At 60.7% G+C, this 21,980-nt stretch carries 21 protein-coding genes and 3 tRNA genes; 12 read left to right on the top strand and 12 right to left on the bottom strand.

The window, feature by feature from the left end; all coding sequences use genetic code 11:
- Positions 1 to 112 precede the first annotated feature (112 nt).
- Complete coding sequence (gene gyrA / locus JNB71_RS01440) at positions 113 to 2,893, top strand: DNA gyrase subunit A (protein ID WP_220370067.1); 2,781 nt, start codon at positions 113 to 115, stop codon at positions 2,891 to 2,893.
- A gap of 300 nt (positions 2,894 to 3,193) precedes the next feature.
- On the opposite strand, the gene JNB71_RS01435 is transcribed toward gyrA, so the two are convergent.
- Complete coding sequence (locus JNB71_RS01435; RefSeq protein WP_220370066.1) at positions 3,194 to 3,334, bottom strand: hypothetical protein; 141 nt, start codon at positions 3,332 to 3,334, stop codon at positions 3,194 to 3,196.
- 360 nt (positions 3,335 to 3,694) lie between these two features.
- On the opposite strand from JNB71_RS01435, the gene coaD reads away from it, so the two are divergent.
- The 5 genes from coaD (at position 3,695) to tgt (ending at position 7,626) form a co-directional block, all read left to right on the top strand.
- Complete coding sequence (gene coaD / locus JNB71_RS01430; protein WP_112853794.1) at positions 3,695 to 4,189, top strand: pantetheine-phosphate adenylyltransferase; 495 nt, start codon at positions 3,695 to 3,697, stop codon at positions 4,187 to 4,189.
- A gap of 32 nt (positions 4,190 to 4,221) precedes the next feature.
- Complete coding sequence (locus tag JNB71_RS01425) at positions 4,222 to 4,791, top strand: peptidylprolyl isomerase (protein ID WP_220370065.1); 570 nt, start codon at positions 4,222 to 4,224, stop codon at positions 4,789 to 4,791.
- Between the two features lie 27 nt (positions 4,792 to 4,818).
- Positions 4,819 to 5,328 (top strand): peptidylprolyl isomerase, encoded by a 510-nt coding sequence (locus JNB71_RS01420; protein ID WP_220370064.1) that lies wholly within the window; start codon positions 4,819 to 4,821, stop codon positions 5,326 to 5,328.
- Between the two features lie 76 nt (positions 5,329 to 5,404).
- The gene (gene queA / locus JNB71_RS01415; RefSeq protein WP_220370063.1) at positions 5,405 to 6,490 is read left to right on the top strand and encodes a tRNA preQ1(34) S-adenosylmethionine ribosyltransferase-isomerase QueA; all 1,086 of its coding nucleotides are present in this window, start codon (positions 5,405 to 5,407) and stop codon (positions 6,488 to 6,490) included.
- Positions 6,487 to 7,626 (top strand): tRNA guanosine(34) transglycosylase Tgt, encoded by a 1,140-nt coding sequence (tgt, locus tag JNB71_RS01410; RefSeq protein WP_220370062.1) that lies wholly within the window; start codon positions 6,487 to 6,489, stop codon positions 7,624 to 7,626. Before queA ends, tgt begins: the two co-directional genes overlap by 4 nt.
- 10 nt (positions 7,627 to 7,636) lie before the next feature.
- Here the strand turns inward: tgt and JNB71_RS01405 are convergent, their stop codons facing one another.
- Positions 7,637 to 8,056 carry a DUF4864 domain-containing protein gene (locus JNB71_RS01405; protein ID WP_220370061.1) on the bottom strand — a complete coding sequence of 140 codons (420 nt, stop codon included), beginning with the start codon at positions 8,054 to 8,056 and terminating at the stop codon, positions 7,637 to 7,639.
- Positions 8,057 to 9,031: 975 nt separating this feature from the next.
- Here JNB71_RS01405 and JNB71_RS01400 point away from each other — a divergent pair.
- Positions 9,032 to 9,106, top strand: a tRNA-Glu gene (locus tag JNB71_RS01400).
- Between the two features lie 180 nt (positions 9,107 to 9,286).
- On the top strand, positions 9,287 to 10,231 hold the full coding sequence (locus JNB71_RS01395) for a phosphoribosylaminoimidazolesuccinocarboxamide synthase (protein ID WP_220371114.1): 945 nt from the start codon (positions 9,287 to 9,289) through the stop codon (positions 10,229 to 10,231).
- On the opposite strand, the gene JNB71_RS01390 is transcribed toward JNB71_RS01395, so the two are convergent.
- From JNB71_RS01390 to JNB71_RS01360, 7 genes are all read right to left on the bottom strand, one after another.
- Positions 10,224 to 11,060, bottom strand: a complete 837-nt coding sequence (locus JNB71_RS01390) for an MBL fold metallo-hydrolase (protein WP_220370060.1) — start codon at positions 11,058 to 11,060, stop codon at positions 10,224 to 10,226. The genes JNB71_RS01395 and JNB71_RS01390 overlap by 8 nt on opposite strands.
- Position 11,061: 1 nt before the next feature.
- Positions 11,062 to 11,841, bottom strand: coding sequence for a TatD family hydrolase (locus JNB71_RS01385; RefSeq protein WP_220370059.1), 780 nt, complete (start codon positions 11,839 to 11,841; stop codon positions 11,062 to 11,064).
- Positions 11,842 to 11,851: 10 nt separating this feature from the next.
- Positions 11,852 to 13,402 (bottom strand): methionine--tRNA ligase, encoded by a 1,551-nt coding sequence (gene metG / locus JNB71_RS01380; protein ID WP_220370058.1) that lies wholly within the window; start codon positions 13,400 to 13,402, stop codon positions 11,852 to 11,854.
- Between the two features lie 190 nt (positions 13,403 to 13,592).
- Complete coding sequence (locus JNB71_RS01375) at positions 13,593 to 14,636, bottom strand: DNA polymerase III subunit delta' (RefSeq protein ID WP_220370057.1); 1,044 nt, start codon at positions 14,634 to 14,636, stop codon at positions 13,593 to 13,595.
- Complete coding sequence (gene tmk / locus JNB71_RS01370; protein WP_220370056.1) at positions 14,633 to 15,355, bottom strand: dTMP kinase; 723 nt, start codon at positions 15,353 to 15,355, stop codon at positions 14,633 to 14,635. Before tmk ends, JNB71_RS01375 begins: the two co-directional genes overlap by 4 nt.
- A 119-nt stretch (positions 15,356 to 15,474) precedes the next feature.
- Positions 15,475 to 16,629 carry a D-alanyl-D-alanine carboxypeptidase family protein gene (locus tag JNB71_RS01365; protein ID WP_220370055.1) on the bottom strand — a complete coding sequence of 385 codons (1,155 nt, stop codon included), beginning with the start codon at positions 16,627 to 16,629 and terminating at the stop codon, positions 15,475 to 15,477.
- 66 nt (positions 16,630 to 16,695) lie between these two features.
- A complete protein-coding gene (locus JNB71_RS01360; protein WP_220370054.1) occupies positions 16,696 to 17,727 on the bottom strand; it encodes a septal ring lytic transglycosylase RlpA family protein in 1,032 nt (343 codons plus the stop codon).
- Positions 17,728 to 18,282: 555 nt separating this feature from the next.
- On the opposite strand from JNB71_RS01360, the gene JNB71_RS01355 reads away from it, so the two are divergent.
- The 3 genes from JNB71_RS01355 to JNB71_RS01345 all read left to right on the top strand — a co-directional run bounded on the left by JNB71_RS01355 (position 18,283) and on the right by JNB71_RS01345 (position 19,711).
- A tRNA-Ser gene (locus JNB71_RS01355) sits at positions 18,283 to 18,372 on the top strand.
- A 157-nt stretch (positions 18,373 to 18,529) separates the two neighbouring features.
- A complete protein-coding gene (locus tag JNB71_RS01350; RefSeq protein WP_220370053.1) occupies positions 18,530 to 19,000 on the top strand; it encodes a BA14K family protein in 471 nt (156 codons plus the stop codon).
- Between the two features lie 210 nt (positions 19,001 to 19,210).
- Positions 19,211 to 19,711, top strand: a complete 501-nt coding sequence (locus tag JNB71_RS01345; RefSeq protein ID WP_220370052.1) for a hypothetical protein — start codon at positions 19,211 to 19,213, stop codon at positions 19,709 to 19,711.
- A 288-nt stretch (positions 19,712 to 19,999) separates the two neighbouring features.
- On the opposite strand, the gene JNB71_RS01340 is transcribed toward JNB71_RS01345, so the two are convergent.
- Positions 20,000 to 20,149, bottom strand: a complete 150-nt coding sequence (locus JNB71_RS01340) for a hypothetical protein (protein ID WP_220371181.1) — start codon at positions 20,147 to 20,149, stop codon at positions 20,000 to 20,002.
- Positions 20,150 to 20,484: 335 nt separating this feature from the next.
- Here JNB71_RS01340 and JNB71_RS01335 point away from each other — a divergent pair, with 335 nt between their 5' ends.
- Positions 20,485 to 20,703 carry a hypothetical protein gene (locus tag JNB71_RS01335; protein ID WP_018324827.1) on the top strand — a complete coding sequence of 73 codons (219 nt, stop codon included), beginning with the start codon at positions 20,485 to 20,487 and terminating at the stop codon, positions 20,701 to 20,703.
- Positions 20,704 to 20,988: 285 nt separating this feature from the next.
- Here JNB71_RS01335 and JNB71_RS01330 read toward each other — a convergent pair.
- Together JNB71_RS01330 and lexA are read right to left on the bottom strand one after the other, a co-directional pair.
- A tRNA-Cys gene (locus JNB71_RS01330) sits at positions 20,989 to 21,062 on the bottom strand.
- 203 nt (positions 21,063 to 21,265) lie between these two features.
- Positions 21,266 to 21,979 carry a transcriptional repressor LexA gene (gene lexA / locus JNB71_RS01325; RefSeq protein ID WP_220370051.1) on the bottom strand — a complete coding sequence of 238 codons (714 nt, stop codon included), beginning with the start codon at positions 21,977 to 21,979 and terminating at the stop codon, positions 21,266 to 21,268.
- Position 21,980: the final 1 nt, after the last annotated feature.

Genomic DNA, 21,980 nt, shown 5'->3' with positions numbered 1-21,980 from the left:
ATAGCGCCGAAGAGCCGAAAAGGCTGTTTAAAACCCGGCCCCGAAATTGGCGCTGGCCAATGCATTCGGCTATAAAACTCTGTCTGATTCTGAACAAAGATCGTGATCGAAATTGACTGAACAAACCACACCCGGCGGCGGCAAGAATCCACCAGGCATCGAGCCTATTTCCATCATGGAGGAAATGCAGCGGTCGTACCTCGATTACGCCATGAGCGTCATCGTCAGCCGCGCGCTTCCCGATGTCCGCGATGGTCTGAAGCCGGTTCACCGCCGCATCCTCTGGGGGATGAGCGAGCTCGGTATCGACTGGAACAAGAAATACGTCAAATGCGCCCGCGTCACCGGGGACGTGATGGGTAAATACCATCCCCACGGCAACATGGCGATTTACGACGCTCTGGCGCGCATGGCGCAGCCTTGGTCGCTGCGCCTGCCGCTGATCGACGGCCAGGGCAATTTCGGCTCGATCGACGGCGATCCGCCGGCGGCCGAACGTTATACGGAGTGCCGGCTGCAGAAGGCGGCGCACGCGCTGCTCGATGACCTCGACAAGGAAACCGTCGATTTCCGCGACAACTACGACGGCACGCTGCACGAGCCTTCGGTCGTGCCGGCCAAGTTCCCGAACCTCCTGGTCAACGGGGCTGGCGGCATCGCCGTCGGCATGGCGACCAACATTCCGCCGCACAACCTCGCCGAAGTCATCAACGGCTGCATCGCGCTGATCGATGAACCGGCGCTCGAATTGCCGCAACTGATGGAGATCATCCCGGGACCGGACTTCCCGACCGGCGCCTTCATCCTCGGCCGCTCCGGCATTCGCTCGGCTTACGAGACCGGCCGTGGCTCGGTCATCATGCGTGGCCGCGCCACCATCGAGCCGATGCGCGGCGACCGCGAGCAGATCATCATCACCGAAGTTCCCTACCAGGTGAACAAGGCGACGATGATCGAGAAGATGGCCGAACTGGTAAAGGAAAAGCGCATCGAGGGCATATCCGACCTGCGCGACGAATCCGACCGCCAGGGCTACCGCGTCGTCATTGAGCTGAAGCGCGATGCCAATGCCGAGGTAATCCTCAACCAGCTCTATCGCTACACGCCGCTGCAGACCTCCTTCGGCTGCAACATGGTGGCGCTGAACGGCGGCAAGCCGGAGCAGATGACGCTCCTCGACATGCTGCGCGCCTTCGTCGCCTTCCGTGAAGAGGTGGTCAGTCGGCGCACGAAGTACCTGTTGCGCAAGGCGCGCGAACGCGCCCATGTTTTGGTCGGTCTCGCGATCGCGGTTGCCAATATCGACGAGATCATCAAGCTGATCCGCGAAGCGCCGGATCCGCAGACGGCGCGCGAGCAGTTGATGACGCGCCGCTGGCCTGCCTCCGATGTCGAGAGCCTGATCCGGCTGATCGACGATCCGCGCCATCGGATCAACGACGACCTGACCTACAACCTGTCGGAAGAGCAGGCGAGGGCGATCCTCGAACTGCGCCTCGCCCGCCTGACAGCGCTGGGACGCGACGAAATCAGCGATGAGCTGAACAAGATCGGCGCAGAGATCAGCGACTACCTCGACATCCTCTCCTCACGCGTCCGCATCATGACGATCGTCAAGGACGAACTTGCCGCCGTGCGCGACGAATTCGGCACGCCGCGCCGCACCGAGATCGTCGAGGGCGGTCCGGAGATGGACGACGAGGATCTGATCGCCCGGGAAGACATGGTGATTACCGTGTCCCACCTCGGCTACATCAAGCGCGTGCCGCTGACGACCTACAGGGCGCAGCGGCGGGGCGGCAAGGGGCGTTCGGGGATGGCGACGCGCGACGAAGATTTCGTCAACCGCCTTTTCGTCGCCAACACGCACACGCCGATCCTGTTCTTCTCCTCCCGTGGCATCGTCTACAAGGAGAAGGTCTGGCGTCTGCCGATCGGCACGCCGCAGTCGCGTGGCAAGGCGCTGATCAACATGCTGCCGCTCGAAGCCGGCGAGCGCATCACGACCATCATGCCGCTGCCAGAGGACGAGAGCACCTGGCAAAACCTCGACGTGATGTTCTCGACCACCCGCGGCACGGTCCGGCGCAACAAGCTGTCGGATTTCGTCCAGGTCAACCGCAACGGCAAGATCGCCATGAAACTCGAGGAGGAGGGCGATGAAATCCTCTCCGTCGAGACCTGCACCGATCAGGATGACGTGCTTCTGACGACGGCTCTCGGCCAGTGCATCCGCTTCCCGGTCGATGACGTGCGCGTCTTTGCCGGCCGCAATTCGATCGGCGTCCGCGGCATCTCGCTCGGGGAAAACGACCGGATCATTTCGATGGCGATCGTCGGGCATGTCGATGCTGAGCCGTGGGAGCGCGCCGCCTATCTGAAGCGCGCTGCAGCAGAGCGGCGCGCGGCAACAGGCGAGGCTGAGGAGATCGCTCTGGTCGGAGAAGAGGTTTCCGACGGTGGCGAGCTTTCCAACGAGCGCTACGAGGAACTGAAGGCGCGCGAACAGTTCGTTCTGACGGTTTCGGTCAAGGGCTTCGGCAAGCGGTCGTCCACCTATGACTTCCGCACCTCCGGCCGTGGCGGCAAGGGCATCCGCGCCACGGACACCTCGAAGACAGGCGAAATCGGTGAACTCGTTGCAGCCTTCCCGGTCGAAGACAACGACCAGATCATGCTGGTGTCGGATGGCGGCCAACTGATCCGAGTGCCGGTGGGCGGCATCCGGCTTGCCAGCCGGGCGACCAAGGGCGTGACGATCTTCTCGACGGCCAAGGACGAGAAGGTCGTCTCGGTCGAGCGGATCAGCGAGCCGGAAGCCGACGAGGAAGACGAGGGAGCCAACGGCGCGGGCGTCCCGGAGACCGATACGCCGGCCGCCACGGAGGAATAATCGTTTCTCCGTCCTGCAAAGATCAGACCGGGCGATCCTGTCGCCCGGTTTTTCTTTGCCGTCGAAGTTGTTCGTTCGCGCCTGTTGCTGCACCGTTACAGACGTGATTCCATATCATCGGCATCAGCTTTACGCTCGAAACGGCGCTCAAGGCGGCTTATGAGGAAACGATCGGCCGCCAGCACCGCGGAACGAATAATCCCGCTCAAGGCAAAGAAAAACCGGACGGGCAGGGGAACCGTCCGGTTTTCAATTCAGCGGCCCTGGAGGTGGCTGCTGTCGTCGAAAGATTTTAATGCGTCAGACGCCAAATCCGCCGGGGTTTCGGTTGTTGTCCTTCATCGCGACCCGGTCGCGCTTAAGGTCGCTAATGGTCCGGGCGAAATCGACGAGGAAAACAATACTGATCACTGCCGCGATGAGCATCATCGTGATGGCCATGGCGAAATTCCTATTTCGTCATGCGATCGCGCAAGACATCCGTGCGCTCGATGCGTACTTCGTTTCTGAGGGCGTTTGCGGTTGCAAACAGCATGGCGAAAAACATAATCATGGACAGAAGGAGAATAAGTACCATAGCCGTGATCCTTTCAGCTCAGTAACGGCCGCATCTCAAAAAAAGTTCCGTTCATATTTCGTCAGATACTCAATCCTGGCTGACGCGATCTTGAACGTTACATTCATCTAGTATTCATCCGCGCCGTCCGCTGTTTCCGGGGGAACAGCCGCATCGCCGTTTGCGGCCTCCCTTGCGATTGTCCCCGGTCCGTGACAAAAGGCTTCGAAATGGAAACTGGCGCGATGATCACAGCTTTTTATCCCGGCTCCTTCGATCCCATGACGAACGGACATCTCGACGTGCTTGTCCAATCGCTGAACGTGGCGCCGAAAGTGATCGTCGCGATCGGTATTCATCCCGGCAAAGCGCCGCTGTTTACCTTTGACGAGCGGGCCGATCTCATCCGTCAGTCGCTGCGCGAGTTCCTTCCCGAGAGAGCGAGCGATATCTCGATCGTTTCGTTCGACAATCTGGTGGTCGATGCGGCGCGCCAACACGGTGCCTCGCTGCTGGTCCGCGGCCTGCGCGACGGCACCGATCTTGACTATGAAATGCAGATGGCGGGCATGAACCGGCAGATGGCACCCGACATTCAGACCCTGTTTCTACCGGCCGGAACGGCCTCGCGGCCCATTACCGCCACATTGGTCCGCCAGATCGCGGCCATGGGCGGCGATGTCAGCGCCTTCGTGCCCAAGGCGGTTCACCGGGCCCTGAGCGCCAAACGCAAGCCCTGACGCGTTTATTCATTTCTGTAACGGGAGCTATCATGAAAATCCTCCACTTCGCCTTCGCAGGCGCCGTTGCCCTTGCATCGCTGACCGGCAATGCCTTTGCCCAGGCCAAGGAATACCTCACCATCCAGCTCAAGGACGGTCCGGTGGTGATCGAACTTCTGCCGGAGGTCGCACCCAAGCACGTTGCCCGCATCAAGGAACTGGCGCAGGCCGGCGAATACAACAACGTCGCCTTCCACCGCGTCATCAGCGGCTTCATGGCCCAGACCGGCGATGTCCAGTACGGCAACATGGAGAAGGACTTCAAGCCGGAGATGGCCGGTATGGGCGGCTCGTCCAAGCCGGATATCGAAGCCGAGTTCTCCCAGGTTCCCTTCGATCGCGGCACGGTTGGCATGGCCCGCAGCCAGGATCCGAACTCCGCCAATTCGCAGTTCTTCATCATGTTCGCGCCCGGCTCCTTCCTGAACGGCCAGTACACGGTCGTCGGCAAGGTCGTCGAGGGCATGGAGAATGTCGACAAGATCAAAATGGGCGACGAGGCAAACAACGGTTCCGTCACCGATCCCGACCGCATGATCAGCGTCAAGGTCGGCAAGTAAACTTAAGTTCCAACAAGGAGAAATGCCATGACCGAGATCAAGGATCCGGAAAACACAATCATCATGGAAACCACTCAAGGGCAGGTTGTCATCCAGCTGCTGCCGGACCTGGCACCCGGCCACGTCGCCCGCATCAAGGAACTGTGCGCCGAAGGCGCCTATGACGGGGTGGTGTTCCATCGTGTCATCAACGATTTCATGGCGCAGACGGGCGACGTGCAGTACGGCAAGAAGGGCAGCGAGAGCTTCAACCCGGCTCGAGCCGGCATGGGTGGTTCGTCCAAACCCGACCTGAAGGCGGAGTTTTCCAACGCGTCGCACGTTCGCGGCACGTGCTCCATGGCCCGCAGCCAGATGCCGAACTCGGCCAATTCGCAGTTCTTCATCTGCTTCGCCGACAGCCCATGGCTCAACAAGCAGTATTCCGTCTGGGGCCAGGTCATCTCCGGCATGGAAAATGTCGACAAGATCAAGCGCGGCGAGCCGGTCAAGGATCCCGACAGCATCGTTTCGATGAAACTTGCCGCCAACGCCTGATCTAGGCTAATGCAACAACCCGTCCCGGATCGCCAACGGGCGCCGGGGCGGGTTTGCCGTTTAAAGAAGACTGTTGATGCGCGTCGACCTGTTCGATTTCGATCTCCCCGAGCAAAATATTGCGCTCAGGCCCGCAAGCCCGCGCGACAGCGCGCGCATGCTCGTCGTCCAGCCGCAAGCGCAGGAGCCTCTGGCCGATCATGGCGTGCTGGACTTGCCGTCCTTCCTGCGCCCGGGCGACGCGCTGGTCTTCAACGATACCAAGGTCATTCCGGCTCAATTGGAAGGGCTGCGCCGGCGCGGCGATGATGTCGTGACCGAAGTCTCACTGACGCTCCACATGCGCACGGCGCCCGATCGCTGGAAAGCCTTTGCGCGGCCCGCCAGGCGCTTGAAATCCGGTGACCGCATCGCGATCGGCCATGGCTCCAACACGTGCCTGCTGGGCTCGCTCGATGCGACCGTCGAGGAAAAGGGTGAGGCAGGCGAGGTAACGTTGCGTTTCGATCTGTCCGGTCCTGCGCTCGACGAAGCGATCTTCGCCGTCGGCCACGTTCCGCTGCCGCCCTACATCGCCTCCAAGCGCCCGGAGGATGAGAGGGACCGCACCGACTACCAGACGGTCTATGCGCGCGAGCAGGGCGCCGTCGCAGCGCCCACCGCCGGTCTGCACTTCACCGACCGGCTGTTTGCCGCGCTCGACGCGATCGGCGTCGAGCGTCACTTCGTGACGCTGCATGTCGGGGCAGGCACCTTTCTGCCGATGAAGGTCGATGACACGGACGATCACGTCATGCACGAGGAAATCGGCCATGTCAGCGCCGCCGTGGCGGAACGGTTGAACGCTGTCAAGGCGAGGGGCGGGCGCGTCGTCTGCGTCGGCACGACGTCGCTGCGGCTGGTCGAAAGTGCTGCCCGTGACAATGGCGAGATCGCGCCGTGGTCGGGTCCGACCGGCATCTTCATCACGCCCGGCTACCGCTTCCGCGCCGTCGATGTGCTGATGACCAATTTCCACCTGCCGAAATCGACGCTCTTCATGCTCGTCTCGGCCTTCAGCGGCCTTGAGACCATGCGGCGCGCCTATGCCCATGCCATCGACCATGGCTATCGCTTCTATTCCTACGGCGATTCCAGCCTGCTTTTCCGGGATAATCCATGACCGAGACGTTTCAGTTCAATCTTCTGGCCACCGATGGCAAGGCTCGCCGCGGCACGGTTTCGATGCCGCGGGGCGAGATCCGCACGCCCGCCTTCATGCCGGTCGGCACGGTCGGTACCGTCAAGGCGATGTATCTCGACCAGGTGCGCGATCTTGGCGCCGACATCATCCTTGGCAACACCTACCATTTGATGTTGCGGCCCGGGGCGGAGCGCGTCGCCAGGCTCGGCGGCCTGCACAAGCTGATCCGCTGGCCCTATCCGATCCTCACCGACTCGGGCGGTTTCCAGGTCATGTCGCTCTCGGGTCTGCGCAAGCTCGACGAGAAGGGCGTGACCTTCAAGAGCCATGTCGATGGCTCGCTGCATCACATGTCGCCGGAGCGTTCCATCGAAATCCAGGGATTGCTTGGCAGCGATATCCAGATGCAGCTCGACGAATGCGTCCGTCTGCCGGCCGAGCCGAAGGAAATCGAGCGGGCGATGGAAATGTCGTTCCGCTGGGCCGAGCGCTGCAAGACCGCCTTTGGCGATCAACCGGGCAAGGCGATGTTCGGCATCGTTCAGGGCGGAGACATCCCGTCGCTGCGCGAGCGTTCGGCAGAGGCGCTGTCGACGCTTGGTCTCAAGGGCTATGCCATCGGCGGCCTTGCCGTCGGCGAGCCGCAGGCGGTGATGCTCGACATGATCGACACGACCTGCCCGCATCTGCCGACGGAGAAACCACGTTATCTGATGGGCGTCGGTACGCCGGACGACATCCTGAAATCGGTCGCGCGGGGCATCGACATGTTCGACTGCGTCATGCCGACCCGGTCTGGTCGTCACGGTCTCGCCTTCACCCGCCACGGCCGCATCAACATCCGCAACGCCCGCCACGCCGAGGACATGCGGCCGCTGGATGACCAGTCTTCCTGCCCGGCGTCGCGCGACTATTCACGCGCCTACCTGCACCATCTCGTGCGTTCCGGCGAGTCCCTCGGCGGCATGCTTCTGACATGGAATAACCTGTCCTACTATCAGGACCTGATGGCCGGCATCCGCCAGGCGATCGAGGAGGGGCGCTACCAGACCTTCATTGAGGAAACGCAGGAAGCCTGGGCGCGGGGCGAGGCCGAAGCCAAGCAGGCCGCCTGAGCGGCACTGATTAGATTTCGGGGCCGGGCGCCTGCTGTAGCATCTGCACACCGTTGATCTTGTAGCTGCCGTCCGGCTGCTTGACGAGGAAGTACAGCGCCGTCCAGTCCTTGCCGTCCGGTCCCGAGATCAGCACTTCCTGCACCACCGTATCGCCTTCGACCTTGCTGCGTCCGAAGGCGAAATTGCCCGGCCGGTAGACGGGGGCATAACCGCGCTTCACCATGTCAAAGAAGATGCTCTTGTCGGGAAATTTTTCCTTGATCTGCGGCGAGGCGAAGGAATAGGCCGTCTCCGCGTCATCGCTGAGGAACGCCTCGATCTGGCTCTGGATGATCGACTGGGCCGTATCGACCGGCTCAGCCGCCCGGGCCAGCGGTGCAAAGGTCAACAGGACTGCAATGCATGCACAGGCTTTCAACGGAATCATCGGCCGGTCTCCTTGCTGATCACGAACATGCTACGCTGATCGGGCAGCCACGGTTTCCCTTTCAGTTTCCATTTCCAGGACAATAATGATGTTTATTTGAACGAATTCCGATGGTTGTAATCATATCCTAATATTAGAGATAAGGTATCAACTGTACGTGATCCCCGGTAAAGATGGCTGAAGTATCAGCTTCGGCTTTCAGTCCGCCCAGGGGCATCGCCGCGTGAAGCCCGACTGGCCAGAAGGCATGAAAGCGCTCCACGTAGCGCTTGAAAAAGTCCGGCGCGGCAGTCTTGCGATCCAGCGGCTCCGCGCCAGCCCGCCGACTAAGCGTCTTGGTGATAATAGACTGTCATGTGGGCGCTGCCATAAGGTACAGAAACGATGCCCCGTGCCGCAGGGCGGTCGCTGCGTCGCAGGGGACCGAATTCCGGAAGATCGTGATCCTGGACGTAATCGCGTTTAGGCTCGCGACAGATCGTCGAGCGATGGCGCTGCGGTGACGGGCCAGTTCCTGGATCTGGAGGCAATTCCTTCTGCGACATGGTGATCAAACAAGACATGACGACTCCGAACGCTCATGGTCTCAACCACGCTTCACGTCGCCAGTCTTCCTTCCAAACGCTGACGTTTGACCAGCATCCCAAGAGGCGACGACTGTCGCATCTCTAACTGGCCCAACTGTCGCATCACTAAATAGCCCCTACATGCCCAAGTCGGATAAGATAGATTATGGAACATGATTGTCCTACGGCTTTCCGGTGTGTGCGGTACATTGCCGGTGAAAACTGCCGTCTGGTAGAAAGCGTGCGTTCCATGCGTTGGGCCATCACCACAAGCTGCAGCAGGACGCGGTGGCTTTCGACCACTTATCCTGGCTGACCGTTTTGTGGTCTCTAGTGTCTATTCTTCTCTTTTGTTGTATGTTGCTGAATGTCAGTCGATGTGACAACGCGTAGATGTCGATTGCCCCGAGCGCCCATCGTCTAGTGGTCAGGACGCCGCCCTCTCACGGCGGCAACACGGGTTCGAGTCCCGTTGGGCGTACCAAGGCTATGCTGTCGCAGCAGCGAGCGATCCCGTCGCGCCTAGGCTTTGTCGAACAGCGAAGCGCACCCGCATCTCATCTGGAAGGTCGAATTGTTGCGGCCTCCGCTTGACCATCGCCGCCCCCAAGGCTTAAGCGACACCTATCTCAACCGTCAGCGAAAGACCGACCCGATGAGCGCTTTGCGCATTCTTTCAGACGCCTTCATTCCCGAATTGCCGGGACGCTACAAGGGCAAGGTTCGCGAGAACTACGATCTGCCGGATGGCCGCCGGATCATCATTGCGACGGATCGGCTGAGCGCCTTCGACGTCATCCTGACTTCGATTCCGTTCAAGGGCCAGGTGCTGACGCAGACGGCGCGCTACTGGTTCGAGGAGACGGCCGATATCTGCCCGAACCACGTCCTCGACTATCCGGATCCCAACGTGGTCATCGGCACGAGGCTCGATATCCTGCCGGTCGAGATTGTCGTGCGCGGCTATCTTGCCGGCACGACCAGCACGTCGATCCTGACCAAATACCGGAACGGCGAACGCGAGATGTACGGCATCCGGCTGCCGGACGGCCTGAAAGACAACGAGAAGCTTCCGCAGCCGATCATCACGCCGACCAGCAAGGCCTTCGACGGCGGCCATGACGAGCCGTTGTCCGCCGCTGACATCCTGTCGCAAAAGCTGCTGACGCCGGAACAATGGGAAACCATATCCCGCTATGCGCTGGCGCTGTTTCAGCGCGGCCAGGAGCGCGCCGCCGAACGTGGCCTTATTCTCGTCGATACCAAATATGAATTCGGCACCGACAAGGACGGCCGCATCGTTCTTGCCGACGAGATCCACACGCCCGACAGCAGCCGTTACTGGATTGCCGATAGCTACGCGCAGAGCTTTGCCTCCGGCGCGCGGCCGAGGAGCTTCGACAAGGATTTCGTCCGTGCCTGGGTGACCGAACGTTGCGATCCCTACAAGGACCCGATCCCGGAAATTCCGGCCGAGCTCGTCGAACAGACCTCGAAAGTCTATATCGAGGCCTACGAGACGATCACCGGCCAGCGTTTCGTGGCGGATCTTTCCGGGGCCACCGTTCTCGATCGTATCCGGCGCAACCTGCAGCCTTTTTTCAGCTGACCGGCCCGGCCTCGGCGGTCACGTCGAATTCAAACCGCATCCCGTCATAGGCCGGCTCGACGTGATCCGGTGTCTCGCGCATCAGCGTCTCGTAGTCGAGCGGCGTATGCATGTGGGTCAGCGCGGCGCGTTTGGGGGCGAAGCGTTCGATCCAGCCAAGCGACTGTTCGACCGACAGGTGGCTTGGGTGGAACTTGTATTGCAAGGTGTCGATCACCAGCGTGTCGAGCCCCGACAGCTTGGCGATCGTCTCCTCAGGGAAACCGCTAACATCGCTGCAGTAGGCAAAATCGCCGATGCGAAAACCGAGGGATACGATGCTGCCGTGGTGCTGCAGCAGAGGCTGGAAGACGATCGCACCACCGGCGCCGGTGATCGTAATTTCCGGCAGCGACGGATCGATGACCTTCGCCTCGACGATCGGCGGATAGCTGCTGCCGGGCGGTGTTTCGAGGCAGTAGCGAAAGGCCTCGCGAATGCGGTCCAGCGTTGCCGCATCGCTCCAGATCGGCATGCGCCTGCCCGTGTGCTGGACGTAGCCGCGCAGGTCGTCGATACCGTGGATGTGGTCGGCATGCGCATGGCTGTAGAACACGGCATCCACATTCTTGACCTTTGCCGCGATCATATGTGCGCGGAAATCGGGTCCCGTATCGATGACGACGGCTGTCGTTCCGCCATCTGGACCAATCTGCTGCACAAGCAAGGACGCGCGCGTGCGGCGGTTTTTGGGATTGGCCGGGTCGCAGGCACCCCAGTCGCCATTGATGCGCGGCACGCCCGGAGACGAGCCGCAGCCGAGAATGGTGAAAACCCGCCTCGCCGCCACGTCAGAGCCTCGGCATCTTTGAAAAAACGCGCAACGCGTTTTCGGTGGTGATCTTGGCGATCTCCTGCGTCGAAACGCCGATCGTCTCGGCCAGGACCTGCGCCGTATGGGCGACATAGGCGGGCTCGTTGCGCTTGCCTCGGAACGGCTTCGGCGCCAGATAGGGTGCGTCGGTTTCGACGATCATCCGGTCGTGCGGCACGGTCTTGGCGATCTCGCGCAGTTCTTCAGATTTCGGAAAGGTCAGGATACCGGAGAAGGAAACATAGCCGCCGAGCTCGACGCCGACACGCGCCAGATCCGGCCCTGAAGAAAAGCAATGGAGCAGAAAAGGGAAGGCTCCCTTCCCTGTTTCCTCGGTCAGGATTGCTGCCATGTCCTCGTCCGCTGAGCGGCTATGGATCACCAGCGGCAGACCGGTTTCGCGCGCGGCGGCAATGTGGCGGCGAAGGCCGATCGCCTGCGCATCACGCGGGGCGTTATCGTAGAAATAGTCGAGCCCGGCCTCGCCGATCGCCACGACCTTGGGATGCGCCGAAAGCCGCACCAGGTCGGCCGTCTCGATATCCAGTTCCTCGTCGGCATTGTGCGGATGCGTGCCGACCGAACAGAACACATTGGCATAGCTTTCCGCAATGCCAAGGATCGTCTCGAACTTCTTCACGCGCGTCGAAATGGTGATCATCTGGCCGATGCCTGCCGCGCGCGCGCGCTCGACGATCGCGTCGCGCTCGGCCTCGAAATCCGGAAAATCAAGATGGCAATGGGTATCGATCAGCATTCGAGCGTCCTTACGCTTCCGGCGCGACGTAGCGCGGGAACACCGGCTTCGGCGCCTCCAGAGCCGTTCCGGCGACCAGACGCCCCGCTTCTCCAAGCGTCGCGAAACCGCGCTTGTCGGGCGCAACGGCAACAAGATCGAGCAGCTTTCCAGCCGATTCCGGCATGAACGGCTGGAGCAAAATGGCAATCTGGCGCACGACGTCGGCGGTGACGTAAAGCACGGTCGCCATGCGGGCCGGATCGGTCTTCTTCAACGCCCACGGTTCCTGGCTTGCGAAATAGCGGTCAGCCTCCGACACCACCGCAATGATCGACGTGAGCGCCCGGTGGATCATCAGGGCGTTCATGTCGTCGCGCGTTACGGCATGCAGCGCGTCCGCCGAAGCCAGCATCGCCTTGTCCTCTTCGGTCAGCGGTCCGCATTCGGGGATCTTCCCGTCGCAATTCTTGACGATCATCGACAGCGAACGGCTGGCAAGGTTGCCGATGCCGTTGGCGAGGTCGGAGTTGATCCGGGTCGCGATCCCCTCCTCGCTGTAGCTGCCGTCCTGGCCGAAGGATACTTCGCGCAGGAAGAAGTAGCGGATCTGGTCGAGGCCGAAGTGCTCGACCAGATTGAAGGGGTCTACCACGTTGCCGAGCGACTTCGACATCTTCTCGCCCTTGTTGAGCAGGAAGCCATGCGCAAAGACCTTCTTCGGCAAGGGCAGGCCAGCCGACATCAGGAATGCTGGCCAGTAGACCGCGTGAAAGCGAATGATGTCCTTGCCGATCATGTGGATGTTCGCCGGCCAGTATTTCGCCCGCGGGCCTTCCGGATCGGTGAGATAACCGGTCGCGGTGATGTAGTTGGTGAGCGCGTCGACCCAGACATACATGACATGGCCTGGATCGTTCGGCACCGGAATACCCCAGTCGAACGTCGTGCGCGACATGGAGAGATCCTTGAGGCCGGATTTCACGAAGGAAATCACCTCGTTGCGGCGCTCGGCGGGGCCGATGAAATCCGGATTTTCCTCGTAGTGTTTCAAGAGCTTTTCCTGATAGGCGGAAAGCTTGAAGAAGTAGCTCGCCTCTTCCACCCATTCGACCGGCGTCCCTTGAGGCCCATAGCGAACGCCGTCGGCACGCAGTTCGGTCTCGCCTTCCTGGTAGTAGGCCTCGTCACGCACCGAATACCAGCCCGAATAGCTGTCCTTGTAGAGGTCGCCCGCCTCGCCCATGCGAATCCAGATATTCTTTACCGCCTCGTGATGACGCTTCTCGGTGGTGCGAATGAAATCGTCATTGGAGGCGTTGAGGAGAACCGCCATCTTCTGGAATTCGGCTGAGTTGCGGTCAGCCAGTTCCTGGGCCGAAATGCCCTCCTTGCGGGCCGTTTGCTGCATCTTCTGGCCGTGTTCGTCCGTACCCGTCAGGAAGAAAACGTCGCGCCCGTCAAGCCGCTGGTAGCGGGCCATCGCATCCGTCGCGATCAACTCATAGGCGTGGCCGATATGCGGCTTGCCATTCGGGTAGGAGATAGCGGTGGTGATGTAAAACGGGGACGTATCGGTCATGATCGGGTTTCGGCCTGTATTGATCTTTTGCTGTCTGATCTTTTGGTGTCTGGCTATTAGCGTATCCCATGGCCGGATGAAACAGTGCGCCCTCAGAAAACTGCCCGCGCCTGTTGCTGCACGCAGCAATTCCCTGCCGCCGAACGGAGCCCTATCGATCTTGCCGCCGTGCTCCATCGCCAGTGGAAGTTCAGGCCGGCGGGAGGGATTCGGTCTTGATGTCGTCCAGGATCGAAAGCACGGTCTGCTTGCGATCGAGATTATAGGCCTGCGCCAGTGACAGCCGCTCGGCGATGGTCGCCGACAGCCGCGCGAAGCGTTCGGCCCGGACGATGTCGCCGGCAACACCTGCCTGTCGCGCTGCCCGCATGATATGTCCGCTGACCAGAGCCGAAAAGAAATCAAAAATCGTCTCGTTATCCCTGGCCGACAGGACATCGGCGAGCTTGTGCATGTCCCTGCGGATTGCCGGTCCGTGGCCCGCAAGGATCGTCTCGAAGGCCGTCATGATGTCCAGACCGCCATAATTGATCAGCTTCAACGCTTCCGAGACGCTGCCATCCGCCGCCGCGAGCACCTTATGCGCGTTCGGACCGGAAAGGTCGAAACCGAGATTGGCCAGCGCGTCGCGCAAGTCGTCCGGTGCCAGCGGCTTCAGCTGCAGCGGCAGGCAGCGCGAACGGATGGTCGGCAGCAACTTGCCCGGCGCATGAGTCAGCACCAGGAACAGCGACCGTTTCGGCGGCTCCTCGAGAATTTTCAGGATCGCGTTGGCGGCATTGCGGTTGAGATCGTCGGCCGGATCGACGATGACGATGCGCCAGTTGCCGGTCCCGGAGGTCTGCGAGAAAAATTTGCCGGCCCGGCGCACTTCGTCGACGGTGATGGCGCTCTTGACCTTGCCGGTCTTGTCGTCGACCGGCCGCGTCAAATGCAAAAGGTTGTGCGACGCGCCTGAAGCAATCTGCCGGCTGATGATCGCGGTTGGATCGGGATCGGCGAGCTCCGCCGGCGCCAGCGAAGGCTCGGGATGGGTCAGCACGTGGTTGGCGAAGCGGAAGGCAAGTGTTGCCTTGCCGATGCCCGCCGGCCCCTCGATGAGGATGGCGTGATGCCCCTTCCCCGACCGGTAGCTTTGCGCCAGAAAATGCTCCGCTTCGGCATGACCGAAGAGCCTGGTATTTTCGGCTGGCGGCAGTGCGCCATCAAGCACGTCAAATCGATCACTGGTCATTGGGCGGCTTCCGTTTCCGGTCCATCGCCGCCCGTGGACAACAACGGCTCGACAATCGCAAGCACCGCCGCGGCAATGTCGCTGGCACTCGCTGCCGCATCGACTACATGGCAGCGCCGCGGATCGGCTCTGGCGATAGCAAGGAAAGCCTCGCGACGCTTTTCGTGCGTTTCAATTTCTTCCTTCTCGAAGCGGTCGAGTTCGACCTGCTCGCCGGCCGGCGCTCCCGCCATTGCCGCGCGGCGGCGCACGCGCTCGAGACCGACGGCAGCGGGAAGATCGAAGATGATGGTGCAATCGGGGGTCACGCCATTGACCGCGACCCGCTCCAGGGCATCGATAAAGGACCCTTCCAGGTTGCCGGTCACGCCCTGATAGACGCGCGAGGAGTCCATGAACCGGTCGCACAGGACGATCGTGCCGTTCAAAAGTGCCGGACGAATGACTTGCTCGACATGATCGCTGCGCGCGGCCGCAAAAAGAATGGCTTCCATGCGCACGCCAAATTCCTGCGCCGCGCCGGAAAGAAGCACATGCCGCACGGCCTCCGCGCCGGGAGAGCCGCCCGGCTCGCGCGTGGTCAGAACCGTTAAGCCGCGGTCACGCAGGGAATCGGCAAGCAGGCGAATCTGGGTTGATTTTCCGGCGCCCTCGCCGCCCTCGAATGTAACGAACAGGCCTTTTCCGACTGACACTCTTGATTCCCGTATGACCGCCATCGCCCGCCGTGGGACGGGCGCGTTTGTATTCCGGCTGCCCCTAGCGGTGCAGCGCTTGCAACTCGAATTCTGTTTAGCGGATTGTCCCGGGCGGCGAAACCGTCGATGCCGTCATTTCCTCATAACCAGAAAAACAGCAGTTCCTGCAGCGCGTCGGCCGCCCGGCTGCTCAGCGACCCCTCCCTGACGGCCGCTGCAGTTTCGACCGGAACCTCGCGCAGCAGCCGCGTACCGTTCCAGATCTTCAGGGTGCCCGCGTGCCGGCCAGTTTCGAGCGGGACCGTCAGGGGCCAGCGATAGATCACTTTGGCCGACAGGCGTTCGGGATTATTGACGGGGACGAGCACATCGACGGCATCGCGGGTCACCAACGTCACATGCGATTGTGCTCCGCCGTAGACGGCGGCTTCGCCCACCGCCTCGCCGGCCAAGAACAACGTCTTCCGCTCAAAGGCGGTCATAGACCAGTCGAGCACCCGGCGCGTCTCCTCGATCCGCTCCTTGTCGCTTGCCAGCCCGCCGATCGCGAGAAAGACACGCCGGCCGTTTCGCTGCATGGTCGCGACCATCGAGTATCCGAACCCCTCGGCAAATCCGGTCACGAAACCGTCGACGCCGATATTGGCTGCGACGAGCGGATTGCGGTTGCGCTGGAGAATTTTGTTCCACTCGAATTCCGCCTGGGAATAATAATGGAAAAATTCCGGGTAACGCGTGTGGATGTGCCGGGCGAGCAGCGCCATGTCGCGCATCGTCACCGCATTCTGCGGATCGGGAAGTCCGGTCGCGTTGTAAAAAGCCGAGGCGCTCATTCCAAGTTCACGAGCCCGCTCCGTCATGCGCCTGGCGAAGGCGCCCTCGCTTCCGGCCATCCCTTCAGCCAGGATAATGCAGGCGTCATTGGCAAACTGGACGGTCACGCCCTGAAGGAGATCGGCAACGCGGATGCGCGACTTCAGGGCGGCGAACATCGTCGAGGTGCCGGATGGCGCGCCACCGGTCCGCCAGGCATGCTCGGAGACAGGAAATTCGGTACCGAGCGTCAGCTCGTTCTTGCCGAGCGCGTCGAAGACGATCTCGGCGGTCATCAGCTTGGCCAGCGATCCCGGCGGCACCGGGGCGTTTTCATCCTTGGCAAAGAGGACCGTGCCGGTTTCGGCATCGATCAGGTAGACCTGCCTGGCCTTGGTTTCAAAAGCTTGAGCCTGCGCGATCAAGGGCGCGCAGATATACAATGCAACGAAAATGAAGACCGAGAACAGCCGTGCGCGCATTCCAAACTCCGGTTCCTCTCCGGCCATAGCAGCCGGCTCACCGGGGATCAATCGGCGCATCTCGGATTAGCGCAGGACGCCCTGGCGTTTTGCATATTCGACAATGGTATTTGGCGTCAGCGGGTTCCTGTCGACCAGAATGGCATCGAAAGCTGTTTCGGAGGTGCTGACCCGCGCTTCGACATAGGCCGCCGCATAGGCCATGTTGCCGTCGGGCAGCGGAATGTACTCCGGCCGCTCGGTGGGGATCGGCCCTATTTCCGGCAGCATGACGAAGGCGTCGAGCGCCGCCGACGCGGCAATCGGCGTTGCGTTTTCGGCGAGCGCCGTCACCGGCACGCCCATTTCCAGGTTCGATTTCGACGGCATGGTCAGTGTGCCGAGGCTGCCGGCCTGTTTGCGCAACGGCTCGTTCGACGCGACCATCACGCCGGTTGCGATCTGTCCTTCGGGGAAGGCGTTCGGCGTGCGATCGCCCTTCCTGACATAGGACGCCATCAGGTAGGGCATGTCGTTGCCCTCGAGCGGCGCCTTGCCGATATACTGGACGCGCACCTTGGCACTGCCCTTGCGCTTCATATCGAGGAAATCGGCGGTCTTGGAGGAAACGTCGATAATACGGCCCATTTCATAGGGGCCGCGATCGTTGACGCGCACCACCACCGAAGAACCGTTCTCGAGATTGGTGACGCGGGCATAGCTCGGCAGCGGGAACGTCGGGTGGGCGGCCGACAGGTGGTACTTGTCGTAGACTTCGCCATTCGCCGTCAGGCGGCCGTGAAACGCCGAACCGTACCACGAGGACATGCCGGTCTTGTTGTAGCCGAAATCCTCTTTCGGCTGGTACCACTTGCCCTTGACCTTGTAGGGTTTGCCGACCTGGTAGCGGCCGCCGCCCTTGGGGATATTGCGGCCATCGGCAACCCGCGGGCTCGCCTTCACGCCATAGACCGACTCGGCGAAATATTCCTTGCTGCGCGGCTTGTCCCGTTTGACGCTGCCCGTCGATCCGCACGCCGTCAGCGCGGCGCAAACCATCGGGATGGCGGCAAAGCGTAATCCCTTGAAGAGAAGAGCCGCAGTCTGATTGGATGTCATGTGTCCCACAATCGCAATTCGTAAAAGCCGACCTCGGTACTCTTTCGCGCTTGCCCCCACGCGAAAGAACCGGCGTCACGAAACGTAACAGTCGATTAATCATGACAACAACGTGGCGAAATTGCGAATGGTTAACCGTGCCAGGATGGAACAATTGAGGTTATGGTTTATGAATAGTTAATATTTCCGGCCAGGACTTATCAATGACAAGCCATCTATACGATGCAGTTCTTGATTAGAAACATATGCTTGAGCCAAGCGTGGGTTTTCAACACATATATTCGACAACGGTACGCTGGATGCCGCCGATCGCTCCGCTGGCGTCGCGGATAAGGGCAGCAATTTGGCTGAGCCGGGGGGCCGCAAGCCATTGCTCACCCGTTTTGGGCTGGAAGCGCACGGTAGCAGATGCAAGCCAACGGCGGCAGAACAAGTTGACGCCGCGATCAAAACTGCTAAAAAGCCAGCCATCGAATGATTGGGTAGAAAAGTGGTCGCAAGGACCGTTTCTTCGCTCTCCGCGCAATGCGGAAAGACTAGCCGTTTCAGTTAGATGGAAGAGTGTCCGAGTGGTTTAAGGAACCGGTCTTGAAAACCGGCGTGCGGGAAACCGTACCGTGGGTTCGAATCCCACCTCTTCCGCCATAAATTTCAGCACTGCAGTCAGTCACAGCACGCCTAAAGATGGTGTATTGACACGCCTACAATTTGACGGACGGCAGGACAGGCATCCAACGCCGTTCATTCTACGTTCATCGCAAGCACCCGAAAATGACTCGACCAAAACTGTTGGGGTAAGCAAATGAAAAAGATGGGTGCATTGTTAGTTGCAGCTGCTACGGCTTTTACGGGCGTGGTGCCTGCGCAGGCGATGTCTGTGCCGCCTGTGTCGATGTCCTCGAGTTCTCAGGGGGTAGACCTAGTCCATCACAAACCGGGCCACCGTGGCGGCCCGCCGCACGCACGTAGTTACAACAGCCCTCGCTACAGCGCCGGCCCACGCTACGGTTATTACAATGGCTACCGGGGCTACCGCTACCATCGAGATGGTTACCGTCAGCACAACGACGGATGGTGGTATCCGCTGGCCGCATTCGGAGCCGGGTTGGCCATCGGCGGAGCGATCGCGTCGCCCCCGCGCAGGGTCTATTCGGACGCTAGTTCGGCCCATGTCGAATGGTGCTACGCGCGCTATCGTTCGTACCGAGCCTATGATAACACGTTCCAGCCCTATTATGGGCCTCGCCAGGAGTGCATTTCGCCGTACTATTGATGCGGTGTGACAACGACTGATCATCGCTGGTCGTTTCCACGCTGTAGGGAGGCTGAGCGGCGATCGACCCTTTGATTTCCATTTTGATTAAGTTCAGTCGGCGCGTAGGGTGAAACAAATAGGTGTTGGTGATTCGGCAATCCTGGCTCAAAGCATGGGCTTGATATTTCTGCGCCGAACCATGCGCCCGCTACCGAATGAAGGAAGCATATGCGCGCTGTTGTTCTAACGTTTGTTCGTCTCGGCCCCACCTTCGTCTATGCCGCCGGTATGCTATTTGCGGCGAGCATCATCCTGCTGGCGGCTTTTCCCGGCAACCCGTCGTCTTGGGCGCTATACCTGACATTACTGCCCGTCCTACGCCGACCAGCGTTTGTACTGCTTGACCTTCCAGGAGTGGAGGTGTGGCACGTTATCGCGGCACTGGCCTCCGTCGCTGCCTGTGGAGTTTACTTCGCGGCGCAACCCAAGCGGTTCATCAGGGCGCGTTTTTGCCATGCCCATGTCGCTCTGCTAGCGCTTATATTCGCCAATACCGGCGCACACAGCCCCCAGGCAGTCGGCCTGGGACCAACCCTGCCGGGGGCTTATCACTGGTCGCTTCCGATACCCGCGACGCTGCTCGGGACAGCCCTTGTCGCCCTGGTCGCGCTAGCCTGCCTGTCCATCCATGCCGAGATCATCCGGCGCATCCGCATCCGGCATAGTTAACATTGGTATCTCAGCGCGTCGGCTTGGATGCTTCGGCCATGAAATTGTCGAAGGCCAGGCGGCTGTTAACGTAGTCCGTGGCCTGCTGGAAGGTGTCAACGGCGTGGTTGACAGCCATGTTTGCAAGGGTGATGCAATCACGTTCGCCCCCGATCGCTGCAGCTTTCCGTATGAGCGGCGGCCACGATGCGGGATTCAAGCTCACCGCGCAGTTGCGCATCAACCTGCCGAGATAATCAGGGGCTCTGACACCGCCGCGTTGGCCGCGTCCGGATCCCAAAACGCCGCTCAGCCGGCGACCTTGTCGATGGTTGCGATGACGGTTGTGAGGGCCGGTGCGCTGGCGTGGGTCCAAAGCTGGTATCCCACCACGCTCGCCAAGATGGTGGACCATATAACGAAATCTCCGATACGCAACAGCGGTTCTTTCTTCTTCATGACAGCGATCCTCATGTCAGGCAGGATTTCCTAAAGACAACATCGCGCCGATTGTTCAGCTTCGGAAGACGGTGTTCGGTGAACACTCTATTTCACATCGAACAATGGCACTGTTCCTGCGGGAACAGCTGCGGCGACCAGCCGATATTAAAGCGAACGCCGAAGCGGCAGTTTCCGATCGGGAGCCCGCGATAACGATTCACTCGATCGCCAAATTGTGTTAGGTTCCGGGTGGAGGCAAACCACATCGGTTGTTGCGACCCGGTTGCGTTTGTCTTTCGGATCCCGGTTCCATCTTTGGATCGGGATTTGCCCCCGGGGTGAAGGAGAACGCCATGCATTACAGCGTGCAGTTTTTCACCTGGACGCCGAAACAGGGCGTCCATCAAGTCGGATCAACAATCGAGATCGATGCGGTCAATCCAAAATTGGCTGCCGTCTCGCTGTTGGGCCTGAGACTGGATGAGACCGGCGCGGCCAAGAGATTGGCAGCTCGCGTCTGGAATGCACCGGACGACAGCAAGGCCGATTGCGAGTGTTTCTACTATCATTGACCGCCTGCCCCTCGCCACGGTGCTGACGGCGCGTTCGTTTCGCCTCCGCGAATGCGGTTTATCGCGACCCGGCTGCACCGCGCCGGCGTTGCTTGTGGCGCATAGCGAACTTAGTTTTGCCGGAATGCTCTTTTCGACAGGGTGGAGCACGTCGCCGGCTTTCGGCGGCTCGCCGCGAGCCTTACGCCAGTTTGTATGCCGCGTGCCAGGTCAAGGTGGCGTCAAACAAGGTTGCCGACATGGGGTGAAGCGGCAGCCCTATCCAATTGCTAATGTGGAAAATTTTGGAGGCCTCGCCCGGAATTGAACCGGGGTACAAGGATTTGCAGTCCTCTGCGTCACCACTCCGCCACGAGGCCTCGTAACGATCATAACTTAATCGTGACGGGCGTTTAGACCGATTTCGGATCCAGTGCAAGACGCCCTGAGCAAATTCGAGTTATTTCTCACGGGAGAAACCGGTACCCACAACCGCTGTTCCTGGCCGGGACATGCCCAGCATCCCTCGCGGTATCGCCGGTCCGCCCGTCCGTTTCGAAGGCGACTCACTCTGGCTCCGAGCTTAGTGGTATCGTCGGATCAGACCGACGAGCTTGCCTTGTATCTTCACGCGGTCAGGGCCGAAAATCCGGGTTTCGTAGGCGGGGTTGGCTGCCTCGAGCGCAATCGATGCGCCCTTGCGACGAAACCGTTTCAGCGTCGCCTCCTCGTCATCGACCAGCGCGACAACGATCTCCCCCGGGTTGGCGCTGTTGGTATTGCGGATGATGACGGTGTCCCCGTCGAGAATGCCGGCCTCGATCATCGAATCGCCACGGACTTCCAGTGCATAATGTTCCCCGCTGCCGACCATCTCGAGCGGCACGGTAATATCGTGCGTATTGTTCTGGATCGCCGAGATCGGCACACCGGCGGCGATTCGCCCCATGACGGGGATGGAGACGGAGTTGTTCTCGTTGCTGGCTATGACAGGCTTGGCGGCCGGCGCCGGGGCGGCATCGCGGCTGCCCTGGATGACGCTCGGCGAAAAGCCGCGCTTGGGCTGGAGGCTCGCGGAATAGGCTTCCGGCAGCTTGATGACCTCAAGCGCGCGGGCCCGGTTGGGAAGACGCCGGATGAAGCCGCGTTCCTCGAGTGCCGTGATCAGCCGGTGAATTCCGGATTTCGAGGCGAGATCAAGCGCATCCTTCATCTCGTCGAAGGATGGCGGAACGCCCGATTCCTTCATTCTTTCGTGAATGAACAGAAGCAGTTCCTGTTGCTTGCGGGTCAGCATG

Origin of the sequence: Rhizobium herbae, from assembly GCF_019511375.1 — a bacterium.
GTDB classification, from domain to species: domain Bacteria; phylum Pseudomonadota; class Alphaproteobacteria; order Rhizobiales; family Rhizobiaceae; genus Pararhizobium; species Pararhizobium herbae_A.
Note: the sequence above shows the minus strand (reverse complement) of the source record. Positions and strands in the feature narration are given on the sequence as shown.